10 protein-coding genes are annotated in these 14651 nt (G+C 59.5%); 6 read left to right on the forward strand and 4 right to left on the reverse strand.

Translation table 11 applies throughout. The features are described 5' to 3' along the window. Window positions 1-167: 167 nt before the first annotated feature. Window positions 168-1016: a MipA/OmpV family protein gene (locus ACZ9IU_RS29150; RefSeq protein ID WP_040124383.1), complete on the forward strand. Its 849-nt coding sequence runs from the start codon at window positions 168-170 to the stop codon at window positions 1014-1016. 121 nt (window positions 1017-1137) lie between these two features. On the opposite strand, the gene ACZ9IU_RS29155 is transcribed toward ACZ9IU_RS29150, so the two are convergent. From ACZ9IU_RS29155 to ACZ9IU_RS29165, 3 genes are all read right to left on the reverse strand, one after another. Next, entirely contained in the window at window positions 1138-1860 is a 723-nt protein-coding gene (locus ACZ9IU_RS29155) for a response regulator transcription factor (protein WP_040124382.1), read from the reverse strand. 284 nt (window positions 1861-2144) lie between these two features. Next, window positions 2145-5201 carry an efflux RND transporter permease subunit gene (locus ACZ9IU_RS29160; RefSeq protein WP_040124381.1) on the reverse strand — a complete coding sequence of 1019 codons (3057 nt, stop codon included), beginning with the start codon at window positions 5199-5201 and terminating at the stop codon, window positions 2145-2147. Then, on the reverse strand, window positions 5198-6322 hold the full coding sequence (locus tag ACZ9IU_RS29165) for an efflux RND transporter periplasmic adaptor subunit (protein WP_040124380.1): 1125 nt from the start codon (window positions 6320-6322) through the stop codon (window positions 5198-5200). The genes ACZ9IU_RS29160 and ACZ9IU_RS29165 overlap by 4 nt, the downstream gene beginning before the upstream one ends. A 455-nt stretch (window positions 6323-6777) precedes the next feature. On the opposite strand from ACZ9IU_RS29165, the gene ACZ9IU_RS29170 reads away from it, so the two are divergent. The 4 genes from ACZ9IU_RS29170 to ACZ9IU_RS29185 are packed head-to-tail and all read left to right on the forward strand — an operon-like array spanning window position 6778 to window position 11823. Beyond that, the gene (locus ACZ9IU_RS29170) at window positions 6778-7950 is read left to right on the forward strand and encodes an acyltransferase family protein (protein ID WP_080719322.1); all 1173 of its coding nucleotides are present in this window, start codon (window positions 6778-6780) and stop codon (window positions 7948-7950) included. Then, window positions 7935-9038, forward strand: coding sequence for a glycosyltransferase family 2 protein (locus tag ACZ9IU_RS29175; RefSeq protein WP_040124378.1), 1104 nt, complete (start codon window positions 7935-7937; stop codon window positions 9036-9038). The genes ACZ9IU_RS29170 and ACZ9IU_RS29175 overlap by 16 nt, the downstream gene beginning before the upstream one ends. After that, window positions 9038-10036 carry a glycosyltransferase family 2 protein gene (locus ACZ9IU_RS29180; protein WP_051900357.1) on the forward strand — a complete coding sequence of 333 codons (999 nt, stop codon included), beginning with the start codon at window positions 9038-9040 and terminating at the stop codon, window positions 10034-10036. The genes ACZ9IU_RS29175 and ACZ9IU_RS29180 overlap by 1 nt, the downstream gene beginning before the upstream one ends. After that, entirely contained in the window at window positions 10030-11823 is a 1794-nt protein-coding gene (locus ACZ9IU_RS29185) for an ABC transporter ATP-binding protein (protein WP_040124376.1), read from the forward strand. Before ACZ9IU_RS29180 ends, ACZ9IU_RS29185 begins: the two co-directional genes overlap by 7 nt. A 190-nt stretch (window positions 11824-12013) precedes the next feature. Here the strand turns inward: ACZ9IU_RS29185 and denD are convergent, their stop codons facing one another. Next, complete coding sequence (gene denD / locus ACZ9IU_RS29190; protein ID WP_040124375.1) at window positions 12014-12997, reverse strand: D-erythronate dehydrogenase; 984 nt, start codon at window positions 12995-12997, stop codon at window positions 12014-12016. Between the two features lie 180 nt (window positions 12998-13177). On the opposite strand from denD, the gene ACZ9IU_RS29195 reads away from it, so the two are divergent. Continuing rightward, window positions 13178-14623: an FAD-binding oxidoreductase gene (locus tag ACZ9IU_RS29195; RefSeq protein ID WP_040124373.1), complete on the forward strand. Its 1446-nt coding sequence runs from the start codon at window positions 13178-13180 to the stop codon at window positions 14621-14623. Window positions 14624-14651: the final 28 nt, after the last annotated feature.

Below are 14651 nucleotides of genomic sequence, written 5' to 3' on the forward strand. Positions count from 1 at the left end.
TGCTGCGCGATTATTACGTTTTGTTACGGCGGGGCCGCCTCGTTGCCGATCGCGGCGGGCTGCAACAAAGTGCAACAAAAAAACACGCAACCGAGGGCTCCAGCATGAAACACAAGCCATCGCAGGCTCCTCTGTTGGGGGGACTGATAACCTGTTCTGGAGCCCTTATGCTACATCTTAAAAAAGCCAAGCGGCGTCTTTCGCCCCTCGCCTTATGCGCCGCATTCAGCGTTGCGGGATTTTCTCCAAACGCCTATGGCGCCGACCAGACCGCCACCGAGCAGACGCCGGAGCCACCTTTCGACAAGCAGCGTTTCGACAAACGCCAACCGGAGCGCAATTGGAGCCTGATCCTTGGCGCAGGCGCTTCTTACGAGCCTAAATACGAAGGGAGCGACGAATTTGAAGTCAGCCCCATTCCCTTCGTCGTGTTTACCTACGGCAAATGGTTGGAAATCGATCCAGGTGGGATCAGCGTCACTGTCCTGGATCAAGGCGGATTTTCCATTTCCGCTGCGGTTGGCTACGAATCAGGGCGGGATGAGGGTGACGGTGATCGCCTCCGCGGCCTCGGCGACATCGACTTCGCCGCAACAGTCGGCGCAAAAGTCGGCTATGATTGGGGTCCGGTCAAAATCTATGCGAGCGTCGACCAGACCATCAATGGCAGTGAAAGCCTGATCGGAAAGTTTGGGGTAGAGTACTCGGCCCCGGTCACGGAGCGTCTCATTCTGGGCGCACGCGCCGAAGCCACCGTGGCCAATGACAAACATATGCAGGCTTATTTTGGCGTCGATGCCGCTCAGTCGGCACGTTCAGGCCTGCCTGAATATAAAGCAGAAGCAGGCTTGAAGCGTGTCGATTTTTCTGCCTCCGCCACATACGCACTGAGCGATCATTGGTTGGTGCGTGGTGAAGCAGGCATCGGAGTGCTCACCGGAGATGCCGCGGATAGCCCGATCGTCGAGAAGAAGATCCAGCCTTCCGTTTCTGCTTTTGTCGGCTACAAGTTCTAAAGCCGGCGAGCGAAAATAAATGGCGTGTCGCCTGCACGGATCGCATCCGATCCGCAGGCGACATGCGTTGCCGTGCGCAATATGGCAGTTGCGGCGCCGGAGAAAGATTGGGGCCTCTGTTTCAGACTTCCTCTACCGACGCGGTAAAAGTATATCCTCCCAGCCTGACCGTCTGCAGGAGCGTTGGCTCGCGAGGATCAGCCTCGATCTTTTGACGGAGGCGGCTGATATGCACATCGATACTGCGCTCGATCGGCCCAGCCAGCCCGGAATGGGTAAACAAGAGCAGCTCCTCGCGGGTGATGACCCTGCCCGGATTTCTGCAGAACGCCAGCAGAAGATCGAATTCCGTTGTTGTCAAAGCGATGCGAGCGTTGCCGGGGTCGTGAAGCCGGCGCCGCATCGGGTCAATCACCCATCCGTCAAACCGCAGCTTCCTTTGAGCAGAGCTACTTGTCAGGCCGTAAGAGGCGCGACGCAGGAGACTGCGAATCCGAGCGACCACTTCTCTTGGGCTGAAGGGTTTCGTAATGTAGTCATCGGCGCCGACTTCCAGTCCCACGATCCGGTCGACTTCCTCTCCGAGTGCCGTCAACAGGATTATCGGGATCGTTCTTTCCGAACGGATGCGTTTGCAAATGCTTAGGCCATCTTCGCCCGGCAGCATGACATCGAGGATGATCAGATCATAGGAATTGCTGCGAAGCAGGGACTGCATCACGTTTCCGTCCTCAGCCACAGTCGGCAGCATCCCGCTTTCCTGAATTGTCGACGCCAGAAGATTGCCGATTTCGAAGTCGTCTTCCACGATCAATATCTTCGCGGATGCTGAATTGGGCTGCATAGGTCTTTTCCTGTTTAAGGACCTGACAATGGGCCGGCTGCTGGTCCTCGAATATTTCGCTTTATTAAGTTTTGTTACGGTCGCTGCTCGCAGTGTACAGGATACCGAACGCACCCTGCTATGGCGATAAGCGCTGCAGCCGCTCGCATCGCGACGCAGAATTGACGTGACCGGCAAAGTGGCGGCGCTGCGGAAAAAACGCTCGGCAACATACGGCAGGGCCGGCCAGGTGGTTGGCCGGCCCTCCATTGGTAGTGCAAGCGTCCTTGCGGCGCCTGCAACCTTCAGATCTCGGCCGACTGGAGGAAGGGCTTGAAGATCCGAGCGGTACGATCGCCAAAGTCGGAAACGATCAGGTGGAGCGACGGGATGACGATCAACGATAGAACCGTGGACACGAGCAGACCGCCAATCACCGCGATCGCCATCGGCGCCCTGAATTCGCCTCCGTCCCCTACCCCGAGCGCGGAGGGGGCCATTCCCCCGATCATAGCGAACGTGGTCATGATGATGGGGCGAACTCGCTCCGAGCAGGCTTCAACGATCGCATCGACCCGAGACAGCCCATGGGCTTCGCGTTCAATGGCGAAGTCCAGGAGCATGATGGCGTTTTTCGTCACGATCCCCATCAGCATCAGGATACCGATGACGACGGGAAGCGAGACGGCGTTGCCGCTCAGCATGAGGCCGGCTGCAACGCCGCCGATGGACAGGGGAAGGGAGGCCAGAATGGTCCAGGGCGCCAGCACGCTTCCGAAGAGGAGGATGAGAACGACAAGTACAAGCATGACGCCCGATCCCATCGCCACCGCAAAGCTTGAGAACACCTCGCCTTCGGTATCGGAATCCCCGGTCGCCTGAATGCGCACGCCCGCCGGCAGGCTCTTGACGCTGTCGAGCTGTGCCAGCCTGTCGAGACCTTGGCCCGACGTCATGCCGTCAGCCATGTCCGCTGAGATTTCGATGCGACGCTGGCGATCAAATCGCTCGATGGTGGCGACCCTCTCATCGAAGCTGACGTCGGCGACGGAAGACAACGGAACCGACGTCCCTCTCGTCGTCGGTACCGACAGCATTTCAAGGGTTGGCAAATCGTCGCGAGCATGCGTCTGGAGCAGCACGCGGATTGGGATCTGTCGGCCGCCGTCGATGAAGTTGGGCAGTCGGCTGTCGACGTCACCCACCGTCGATACGCGGATCGTGCGCGCAAGCTCTGCCGGAGATACACCGATCGTTGAGGCCTTGTCGGGGTCGACTTTCACTCGCAGTTCTGGTCGCGTTGCCGCGTTGTCAGCGGTCGGGTTGACGAAATTTCTGTCAGCGGCGAGCTCCTGCAGTATGTTATCTGCGGCCTGCTGAGCAAGAGCGCCATCCGCGGACAGGACAGCGAAAGATACGTCCCGCCCTCCGCGCGTATTGAGAAAGCGCAGCCTGACGTCCGAAATGGAGGAAAGTGCCTTTTCAAGATCGGCTTGTATCGAGAACGATGAACGGTCGCGTTCGGATTTATGGAGCAGATCGATCAGGACGGCCGCATAGCGTACGTCTTCCTGTCCGGCCGTACTCGACCCCGCCCTGACGAATACGCCTTCCACCGCGGGATCCCGCCGGATCATGGCGGCAATTTCATCCGTCGCTGTTCTTGTTTCCTGCAAAGCCGCCCCAGGGGGCAGTTCCACCGAAAGGGTCAACCGCCCCGTATCCTCTTCCGGCAAAAAGGCGGTCGGCAAGGAGGTCAGGGCGTATAAAGCCAGTGCGAAAGCCGCAAATGCGGATCCGACTGTCATCCATCGCCACCGCAGGCTGACCTTCAGCAGTCCCTCATAGGCCGACACCAGGCGCCCTCTCAGAATGTGGGACGGAGGAGCGTTCGTCATGATGTATGCAGCCATGATTGGGGTGATCAATCGGGCCACTAGAAGTGAAAAGAACACCGCTATCGCAACGGTCAGCCCGAATTCTCGAAAGTACAGCCCGACCACGCCGCTCATGAAGCCCACGGGTGTGAAGACAGCCATGATCGTTGCGGATATGGCTATGACAGCAAGCCCTATTTCGTCAGAGGCGTCCAACGCAGCCCGGTAGGCGGATTTGCCCATGTCGCGGTGACGCACCACGTTTTCAATTTCAACGATCGCATCGTCCACGAGAATTCCTGTCACCAGGGTGATCGCAAGCAAACTGAGGATGTTGAGGGAAAAGCCCAGGAGATCGATGGCAAAAAAGGTCGGGATGATCGAAAGCGGAAGCGCGATTGCCGCCACGACCGTGGCCCGCCAGTCGCGCAGGAATAGAAATACGACGACGATTGACAATGCCGCGCCCTCATAGAGGGTATGCATGGCCGAGTTGTAGTTGCCCGCCGTGTAGGACATATTGTCGTCGACCAGCTTGAAGCGGATCGACGGCTGTTCGAGATGTAGCTTCTCCAGTGCGACGGCCACTTCCTCCGCAACAGCTAGCTCGCTCGAACCCTTTGAGCGATAGACCGCGAAACCTACAACGTCCTCCTGATCCAAAGTCGCAAAGGCGCGGGCCTCCGTGATCGTATCCTGGACGCTGCCGACATCTTCCAGTTTCACACTGGCGTCGTCCGACAGGAGGATGCGAGAACCACCCAGTTCTGCAATCGTCTGCGCCGCCGCGGCGGTCGTCAGCGTCCGTTCTCGGCCATTCAGGTTGCTGCGGCCGCCAGAACGATCCAACTGGCTTGCGATGAGGCTTTCGTTAACGGCATTCGCCGTCAGGGAGAGCGCCTGCAATCGCGAAGGATCGAGTTCGACATGGATTTCCCTGTCAGCACCTCCGACACGATCAATGCGGCCAACGCCCTTCAGACCCTGCAACTGCCGGGCAACAACATCGTCGACGAACCACGAAAGCTCAGCAACGGTCATGTCCTGGCTTGTCACGGCATAAGTCACCACCGCCTGCGCTTCCTCTTCAGCCCGTTCGATGACAGGCTCATCTATTCCATCGGGAAGATCGCTGCGGATTTTCGCAACCGCGTCGCGGACGTCACCCATGGCGCGGTCTGGCGAAATCACGCCCAACTCAAATTCGACAGCGGTAACAGAACGGCCTTGAGTGACCGTCGACTTGATCTCTTCCACGCCTGCAAGAGACGCTACCGTGTCTTCAACAAGACGAGTGACTTCAGTCTCCAACTCGCTCGGCGCGCCGCCGGGTTGGTCGATAGTCACATTCACCGCCGGCTCGTCGATGGTCGGGAAGTAAGTAACGGGCAGCCGTGAAAAGCTGTAAAGACCCGCGGTGACAAGGAGTAGGAATAGGAGGATCGAGGGAAGCGGGTTGCGAATTGCCCAGGCCGATATGTTCATTGAAGTCGAGCTCCGAGCCGATTTGACGTAGATGTGGAGGCGTCGGCACGCGTTGCCGGTGTCGCGGCCAATACGGGCCTCACCCGCTCCTGTGCCTTCAGGAAGGCACCTGATTTCAGGACGACCTCCTCTCCCTCCCGGATGCCGTCGACGATTTCCACGAAGCCGCCTTGCTGTGATCCGATGTGGACCGGGCGGATATCCACGAGCCCGTCTGAAACGACGTAGACGTTGTGGCCAGCCGCCGTGCTTTTGACGGCCGTTCCCGGAAGGAGAACATTCTGCCGGTTTTCGACACTGATGTTACCGCGCGCAAAGACGCCTGGGATAAGTCCGGCCTTGTCTGCAAGTTCGATCCGCACTGTCCCGCTTCTTGTCTTGGGATCGAGTTGCGCGGCATTCAACCGGACGGTTCCCGCGATGGCTCGGTCGCGTCCTGGCAAGGTAATTTCGGCGCTCATGCCTTCGCGCAGCCGAACGAAGCTTGTCTCCGTCACCTGCGCCACGAACTCGATATCATCATCGTCAGCAATGACAAAAAGAGGGTCGGCGGAACTCGATGTCATCCCCCCGACACGCGCTTTCCGGCTCAAGATCCGACCCGAGCTGGGGGCCCGCAGGGTGCTTCTCTGAACAGTCAGTTCGATTTGCCGCCGCTCGCTGGCGATCAACTGTTGATCTGCGTTGGCGAGCTCCAACGATTGGCGCGCCAGTCGCAATTCCGCGACGGCTCGGGCGTGAGCATTCAGGTCTTCCTCGAGGACATTGTCGGCGATCGCTCCTTTTGGCTGTAGCGAGCGGCTGCGTTCCAGCTTCTTGCGCGCTTCGGCTTCGGTGACCGTTGCCACATCTATCTTGCTGCTCTCAACCGCCACGGCAGCACGCGCGCGAAGGAGGCTCACCGCATTCTTGTCCAGCAACATCAGTGCTTCGGTCGTGTCCAGGACCGCGAGCGCCTGGCCGCGCTCAACATGTTGCCCGGCCTCTACCAGAATCTGCCTGACCTCCTTGCCGACGACGGCGGGATAGACCTCGATCTCTTCCCGCGCCGCGAGCGAACCAACCACCTCGATCCTTTCCGTCAGCGCGCCTCGCTTGGCGACGATCGTCGTCACCGGCATTTGGGCGTCTGCGGACGCCACTGTCGAAAACGCACATGCGAGCATCGCTGCTTTACCGAAAAGCGCGCAGCAGCGTCGAAGCGTGGATGATACGGTCGATAACGCGATCATGGAGTGGACCTTTTAACTGGGCCGGCGAGCGCCCTGGCGTGTTTGGTCACACGATAGCGATGGGGAGGAGCCGCACTGTGTAGTCGCATTAAGAAATGTTGCGGCCCGCTCGTGCCTCGGATTCTCAAGAGGCGCGGCCCGCTAAACTCCGCGTCTGGAAGTAGGACTAAAGGCTGGCCTGCTGCGGGGCTAAAGTCTGAATCGCGGTGGTGGCCACAGTTTGGTCGGATTTTGCCTGAACTTTTCGGGCTGCAAAAATAGGTTTTCGGGGTTCCAAACAAAGCACGGCGGCAAAATACAAGCGAAGCGGGAGTTATCACAAGTTCTGCTCAACTGGGGGCTCCATGCTTCATGCACGCGACCGACAATTGGATGGTCTTAGAACTCTTGCCATCTCAATGGTTCTATACGCGCATTTTTTCGCGGCCGACGGGTCGCATTGGGGCCATATCGGCGTACGCCTGTTCTTCGTTCTCAGCGGCTTCCTGATAACGCGAGTTTTGCTGGAAGCGCGCTCTACCGCCCAGTACGAACCACGCACCGCGATAGGATCGTTCTATATTCGCCGGGCGCTGCGCATATTTCCGCCGTACTTTGCGGTGCTGAGCTTCGTCTGGCTGGTCAACCTCGAGCAGGCGCGCGGCAGCATCAAATGGCATGCCCTTTACCTCTCGAATTTCTGGTATGCCCTTCGCGATGAATGGACGCCCTGGGTACTTTGTCACACCTGGAGCCTGAGCATAGAAGAGCAGTTCTATGTCGTGTGGCCGCTCGTCATCCTGCTCGCCCCGCGCCGCTGGCTTGAGCCGATCTGCATTGCTCTCATCGCATGCTCGCTTGCCTATCGGTTCTATTGGCCGTTCACGGGGACGCCTTCGCTCGCGCGGGATCTCCTTCCTCCGGCGTCGATGGACGCTCTGGTGGCCGGCGCGCTCCTTGCGCTCCATCGAGCGCGATCTCAGACATTGCCGCACTGGATGCGGCTAAGCTCGGCACCCTTGCTTGTTGCAACGGCCATTTTGATGTGGCTGAAACCGCTCCCACTGTCACCGACGCTCGCCTGGATGAATTGGATCGGCTTGGAGGTCCTTCCTCTTGTTCCGCTCACGGCCTTGGTCGGATACTGTTCGTCGGGCCTGCGGGGAACTCCCGGCCGTCTATTGGAATCCGCTCCGATTAACGCTGTCGGACGTGTCAGCTACGGGGTCTACCTGTTCCATCCGATCGTCCTGTCCTTCGTCGTAGGCGCACAACCCTGGATTCCGTTCAACGTCTCGGAACAGGGTTTCGGTCGCCTCATCTTAGGAACCACCGGAACATTGGTATTGGCCGCGATCTCGTGGCTGGCGTTCGAAAAACCACTCAACCAGTTCAAGCGCTATTTCCCATACGTCCCCCAAAGAAGGCTTGACCCGACGTATGACGCGCCGTCTGCCGCAGCCATTTCGAAGGCTGGGCAAGTACAGGAACCTCAAATTGCCACGCCATTGCGAGTCGAACGATGTCCTCCCCGCTGATCTCCGTCGTATTGCCCGTCTACAACGGCGAACCTTATCTCGCTGCGGCGGTCGAGAGCATTCTGCGCCAGGACTACAAGCGCTTTGAGATCGTCGCCATCGACGACGGCTCGAACGATCTCTCGCTGGATATTCTGCGCCGATATCAGAAGCTTGACGATCGCGTTCGCATTGTCTCACGCGAGAACCGCGGGCTGATCGCGACCTTGAACGAGGGCATCGCCCTGGCTAGAGGTGACCTGGTCGCCCGAATGGACGCGGATGATATCTCCTATCCAACCCGCTTTTCCCGTCAGGTCTCGCTCTTTGAACAGCAGCCCCAGCTTGCGATCTGCGGAACGGAAGTCGATCGGCTTCTCGGCAACCGCGTTGTGCGCAGCACGCCAAATCCCATTTATCAGTCAGGAGATTGGCACATACTGTCGCTGTTCTTCACGATCTTCCTGCATTCGACGGTGATGTACAATCGCAAGATCATTCCGGAAGACATGCTGGTTTATGACGCAAGCTATGTCCATGCGGAGGACTTCGATCTCTTCAGGCGCATTACACGCGCGTTTCCGGCGGCGATGATCGACGAGAGCCTGATCGCCTATCGTATCCACAGCGACAGCGTTACCAACAGGCACAGGCGCCAAATGCGCCGAACCCATCTGAAGATCGTCGCCGAGAACCTCGAACGGCAGGCTCTTAACGATGATCCCGGTGCTCTTCTTGCTATCGGCGCGGCCGTTACGCCGGAAACGGTGCGCCGAGCCGCCGATTGCGTGCTCGCGATCGAAGGAAAGGTCGCCGAGCAAGTTGGTGCGAGCGCTCGCAGCTACGCAGAGGGCGCCCTGTGCTTCTTCTATTTCCTCTACCAATTCATTGCCGATGAGCAACGTCCTGAGTTGACCCACGCATTTCTTATGCGAACGGGAAAATGGGACGTCATCCGGCGGCGGGAGCGTTATGGCCTTCGAGCCGCCGTCGCTGCGCCCTGGTTGAGCCGCATGTCGGAAGAGGCGATCCGGCGGCTCGATGGGGTGGCACGGTACTATCAATCGGTGCCGGCCAAGACGGTGTTACCGCTTCGAGGGCTCGCCTGATGCCCAGAGAGCGTCCCCCTCTGTCCCCCGATGGGGGTCACCCCATCGATGCAAGCTTTATCGTCTGCACCCGCAACAGGGCGGCCGCGCTCGAGGCATGTATCAGCTCGATCGAAGCCGCCTGCCAAGCCGGTTCCCTAAACTGCGAGCTCGTGGTGGTCGACAATGGATCCACCGACGATACAGCCACGCGTTTATCCCGCATCGCGGCGAAATCCGCTGTTCCCGTCAGATGGATGGTGGAGCCGCGGCCTGGCCTTGCTGCCGCGCGCAATACGGGAATGGAGCGAGCGCGAGGCAGGCTTCTGATCTTTGTCGATGATGACTGCGTCGTCGACGGTTCCTACCTCCAGGATCTGAACCGGCATTATTCGGCAGGCGAGCGATGCATCGTCCGGGGCGGCCGCGTCGATCTCGGCAGCCCGCACGATCTGCCTTTTACAATCAAGCGGTCGCGATTCCGGGCCCGTTTCACGCCGGATGTTCATCCGGGCGGGTTCGTGCTTGGCTGCAACATGACCATGCATCGAGAAGCGGCAGCCTGCATCGGGCGCTTTGACGAGCGGTTCGGGGCCGGCGGCCCGCTGCGGTCCGCAGAAGACACGGATTACCTCGTCCGTGCCTATCAACTCGGCATTCCAATCGAATATGTTCCCGACATGACGGTCCAGCATTTTCACGGGCGAACCACACGCGATGCAATCGAACAACTTCACCGGGATTACAGCCTTGGAAACGGCGGTCTTTGCATCAAGCATGCGTTCAAGGCTCCCTGGCTGCTTCGTCATTTCTGCTGGACGACCCGATCGGCCTGGCGGGAGCTGTTCGGCGGCTACCGTTTCGATCCGGAAATTTCCCTCTCCCACCTGACGATCGTGGGCATGAACCTGGTCGGAGCAGCCAAGTTTGCCTTGCTTGCCATTCGGTGGCCCAAACAGGCGGATCCTGGGACGACCAGCCATCTGCCCCGTCCGCAACGGGAATCGCCGCCATGCTAGATGTCCTCACATCGAGTTCTCACCTCCTGCGCAACGCTCTGGGGAAAAACACCGGTCTGTTGGCTATCGTCGTCATCCTGGGACTGAGCAGCGCCGTTCTCGAAGGCACCGGCATTGGTCTTGTCATCCCCATGCTCAGCATCATTGCCGGTGAAAATAATGCTTCGGGAATGGCCGGCCTTTCCGCCGTTTTTCAGCGGGTGGGAACCGGATTGGACGATCAGACCCGGCTGATCGTCATCGCGGCCGCCATTCTCGGATTGATCACCGTGAAGAACGTGCTGGCTTTTGCGAACGCGGTGCTTGCCAATTTCATATACGGCAAGGCCGGCCATTCGATCCGGAACCGTCTCGCCGACCAGCTTTTGACGATCGGCTACCCGTTCTTCCTGCAGCAAAGCCCGGGGCGGTTGCTGAACATCATCTCCAACGAGTCCTGGCGGGCCTCGGATGCGGTCCAGACCATCCTTGCAGCGATCGTGAATGCGTCAGCGGCCATTATCCTGCTCGCATTTTTGCTGCTTCTTTCGTGGCAGATGTCGCTGTGTGTCACACTTGGGCTTGTCCTGATCCAGGCCATCCATGCTTTGCTATCGGCAGGCCTGAAGGGCCCGAGCCGCAACGTCACGTCGTTCAACAGTGAGCTTGCCGCGAGGATGCTTCACCTTGTTCACGCCGGGCGCCTCATCCGCGCATTCGGACAGGAACAACGTGAAGGAACGATCTTCGACGCGGCTTCGAATGCCGTGCGAAAGGCGGGTTTCGTTCTTAACAGCCGCCAGGCAGCTCTCCCCCCGCTAACCGAAGTCCTGCATTCCGCCCTCTTTCTGGGTGTGGTTGTCAGCGCATGGCGGATTGGGGTCGGTTTCCCGGTCATCGTGGCTTTTGTCGTCCTGCTCTATAGGCTGCAACCGCATGTCCGCGCGCTGCAGATGGCCTGGAGCCAGATTCAGGGATGGAGTGGGGCGTTGGAAGAGGTTGGATGGCTACTGGATTCCTCCGACAAACCAGCGGCGCCCCAGGGAAGTCGTCCGATCCAGGGGCTCCGCCGGCAGATCAAGTTCGACCAGGTGACCTTCAGGTATCCGGGTTCCAGCACACGGCCCGTGGTCCTGCGTTCGGTAAGCTTTGATATTCGCCAGGGCCGCTCGACGGCAATTATCGGACGGTCGGGCGCCGGCAAGAGCACGATCGTCAATCTCCTATGCCGGTTTGTGGAGCCGGATCAGGGGAATATTCTTGTCGACGGCATTCCACTCGACCAAATCGATCCCGCCGAGTGGCGCCGACAGATTGCGCTTGCCAGCCAGGATCTTGAACTGGTGGATGGCACCATTTTCGAGAATATCGTCTACGGCCACGAGACCTCCCTTCTCGCGGCGGAAAACGCGGCCAGACTTGCCGAGGCGCATGAATTTATCGAGAAGCTGCCTGACGGATATGAAACTGTCGTCGGCTACCGGGGAGCGAGCCTGTCTGCCGGTCAACGACAGCGGATCGCCCTGGCAAGAGCTCTGGTCCGCGATCCGGAAATTCTGATCCTCGACGAGGCTACGAATGCCATGGACGGCCTGTCCGAGGCATCGATCGTGGAGACGTTGAAATTAAGAGCCGGGCGCCGCACCACGATCGTTGTCAGCCATCATCACAGCACCATTTCCTTCTGCGACGAGGTTGTCATTCTCGGTGCCGGCCGCGTCCGCAATCAGACGCCCTTTGCCGAAGTTGCAACCTTGAGCATGGAACAGCTTTACGAACATGAGATGTCGCATGGCAGCCAATCGTGAAACCCTGTTCGAACCCGCAAAGTTGCTGCGTTCTCACAATCAACTGCCAGGCGACAATCGACGCTGCCCCTGATGATCCGACGATCGGGGTGTGTCGGCAGCGGCCTCGCTCTGAAGCATTCGGACATCTGAGCGAAGGCCACCGTTCGTTTTGAAGGACAAACCCTTTAGTCGCCGCGCGGATTTCTCATCACGCGCAGCCTCCGAGCTCATCCTCGATGTGGACCCGGATGATCTCGTCGAAATTTTTCTCCGCGGTAAAGCCGAGGGCGGTGGCGCGTTTTGCCTCGAAACCTGGCGCCCAGCCCGCAACCATTTTCATGATCATCTCGTCCGGTACCCGACGAATGAGGTTTACCGCTCTTTCGCCCCCCACCCGGCGGAGCGCGTCGATCTGCTCGCCGACGGTCGCACTGACGCCCGGCATGGAAAGATTGCGGTGCGGGCCGACCTGATCGAGATCCATATTCGCCGCATGGACGAGGTATCCGACGGCCGAGCGAGGCGATGTATGCCAGTGGCGCACGTCATCCGACACGGGCAGGATCGCCTCCTGCCCGATCAGCGGCTCCCGCAGGATGTTGGAGAAGAAGCCGGATGCGGCCTTGTTCGGTTTGCCGGGCCTGATGCACACGGTCGGCAGCCGGATGCCGATGCCCTCGAAGAAACCGCGGCGGGTGTAGTCCGAAAGAAGCAGCTCTGAAATGGCCTTCTGTGTGCCATAGCTGGTAAGCGGCGTCAGGTGGAAATCATCGGGAATGGGGAATGGCAGCGGGGCACCCGCGACAGCGATGGACGACGTGAAGACGACCCGCGGCCTGTAGCCGTCCTCGCCGTTTGCAAGGCGGATCGCATCGAACAGGTAGCGGGTGCCATCCAGGTTGACCCGGTAGCCCTTTTCGAAATCGAGTTCAGCCTCCGCCGAGACGATCGCGGCAAGGTGGAAGATCACGTCGGGGCGGGTCCTGATGAGTTTTTCGGCCTCGCCCGGCATCGAGAGGTCGGCGTCGCTCGTCACCACGGACCCGGAAAAACTCTGCGGGTGCTCGGGCTTCACGACGTCGACGAGGGTCAGCTTGTCGATCGGCTTGCCGAGAATGCCGCCCTCCGCAATGAGACGCGCCGTCAGTTTGCGGCCTACCATCCCGGCCGCGCCTATGATCAGAATATGCATGCTTCCTCCCGTCTCGACCCGAGGCGACGACTGCCCGGATACGCTAATATTTATATTATACGGTTGTCTGATAACCTTATATGCTTCGGTTGAAAACAGGATAGTTGTGCGCCGAGACAAGGCGCAGAGCAAATCAAACTATCCAGCCAAGGGACGGATCTTCCGAAGGAACCACCGAGAATGACGAGCCTGCAAACTGACCCGTCCGGAGAGCATCGCCTCCTCCTGCGATCGATGCTTGGCGAAGACCTTGTCTTGACGGATGCGGATGCGATGGCGCGATATTGTCGCGACTGGCACGGGGACGTTACCAGTTCGGCGGTTGCCGTCCTCAGGCCGCGGTCGACGGAAGACGTGGCCGCTTGCGTCAAAGCCTGCCGTGAGTTCGGCCTCGCCGTTGTTCCGCAGGGAGGCAATACCGGCCTTGTGCTGGGCGCTATTCCGGATATGCCGGAGCGGCAGGTCGTTCTCAGCCTCGAACGCATGAACCGCATCCGCAAGATCGACGCCGACGACTTCTCCGCCGTCGTCGAGGCGGGCTGCATCCTGTGGGAGCTGAAGGAAGCTATCGCCGCGGAGGGGATGTTCTTTCCGCTGGCCCTCGGTGCGCAGGGAAGCTGCCGGATCGGCGGCAATATCTCGACCAATGCCGGCGGCATCAACGTGCTCCGATACGGCATGACGCGCGAACTGGTGCTGGGCCTGGAGGTCGTGCTGCCGGACGGCACGATTTTCGACGGGCTTTCAACGCTCCGGAAGGACAATCGCGGCATAGATCTAAAGCAGCTCTTCATCGGCGCCGAGGGAACGCTCGGCATCGTCACCGCCGCATCGATCAAGCTGACGCCCTATCCGGATCAGGTTGCGACCGCCCTTGTCGGTCTCGCATCCCTGGAGGATGCGATCACCCTCTATCGCCGTGCCCGGCGCGACTGCAGCGACCTGATGTCCGCTTTCGAATTCATGCCGCCACTCGCCTTCACGCTCGCCCGGGAGGCCATTCCGGATCTGCCGATCCCGATGGCCGCCGATTATCCCTGCTATGTCCTCATGGAAGTATCCGGCTCGGGCCTCGTCGATATCGACAACCTGATGCAGCGCTTCCTTGAAGGGGTCATGGAAGATGGCATCGTCGTCGACGGCGCGATTGCCTCGTCACAGGCGCAGGCGAGAAACCTTTGGCTGATTCGTGAAGGAATGAACGAGGGTCAGGCGAAACGTGGGGTTCATATGCGCAGCGACGTTTCGGTTCCGCTCTCCAAGGTACCTTCCTTTGTCGCCGAGGCCGAAAAGGCGATCCACGAAGCGCTGCCCGATTGCGTCTGTGTCTCCTACGGTCATGTCGGAGATGGAAATGTTCATCTCAACGTCCTGCCGTCCGTGGAACTGCCCCATCAGCAGCGGCTCGAAAGGATCTATCAGTCGAAAACGATCCTGAACCAGGTGCTTGACCGTTTCCACGGCAGCCTCAGCGCCGAACATGGCATCGGCCGGCTCAAGCGGGCGGATTTCGATGCACGCCTCCCCGAAACCAAGCGCCGACTGCTGACGGCTATCAAGAATGCCATCGATCCTGACATGGTGATGAACCCGGGCTGCCAGTTGAATTTTACCGGGAAGTCGTAGAAGAGCGTCACAAGGGGAGAGCCGGCGC

The sequence above is a fragment of the Mesorhizobium sp. USDA 4132 genome (assembly GCF_056279545.1).

Coding starts and splice junctions, on each gene's coding strand:
- ACZ9IU_RS29150 (WP_040124383.1), top strand. CDS start 168: ATGCTACATCTTAAAAAAGCCAAGCGGCGTCTTTCGCCCCTCGCCTTA.
- ACZ9IU_RS29155 (WP_040124382.1), bottom strand. CDS start 1,860: ATGCAGCCCAATTCAGCATCCGCGAAGATATTGATCGTGGAAGACGAC.
- ACZ9IU_RS29160 (WP_040124381.1), bottom strand. CDS start 5,201: ATGAACATATCGGCCTGGGCAATTCGCAACCCGCTTCCCTCGATCCTC.
- ACZ9IU_RS29165 (WP_040124380.1), bottom strand. CDS start 6,322: ATGCCGGTGACGACGATCGTCGCCAAGCGAGGCGCGCTGACGGAAAGG.
- ACZ9IU_RS29170 (WP_080719322.1), top strand. CDS start 6,778: ATGCTTCATGCACGCGACCGACAATTGGATGGTCTTAGAACTCTTGCC.
- ACZ9IU_RS29175 (WP_040124378.1), top strand. CDS start 7,935: ATGTCCTCCCCGCTGATCTCCGTCGTATTGCCCGTCTACAACGGCGAA.
- ACZ9IU_RS29180 (WP_051900357.1), top strand. CDS start 9,038: ATGCCCAGAGAGCGTCCCCCTCTGTCCCCCGATGGGGGTCACCCCATC.
- ACZ9IU_RS29185 (WP_040124376.1), top strand. CDS start 10,030: ATGCTAGATGTCCTCACATCGAGTTCTCACCTCCTGCGCAACGCTCTG.
- denD (WP_040124375.1), bottom strand. CDS start 12,997: ATGCATATTCTGATCATAGGCGCGGCCGGGATGGTAGGCCGCAAACTG.
- ACZ9IU_RS29195 (WP_040124373.1), top strand. CDS start 13,178: ATGACGAGCCTGCAAACTGACCCGTCCGGAGAGCATCGCCTCCTCCTG.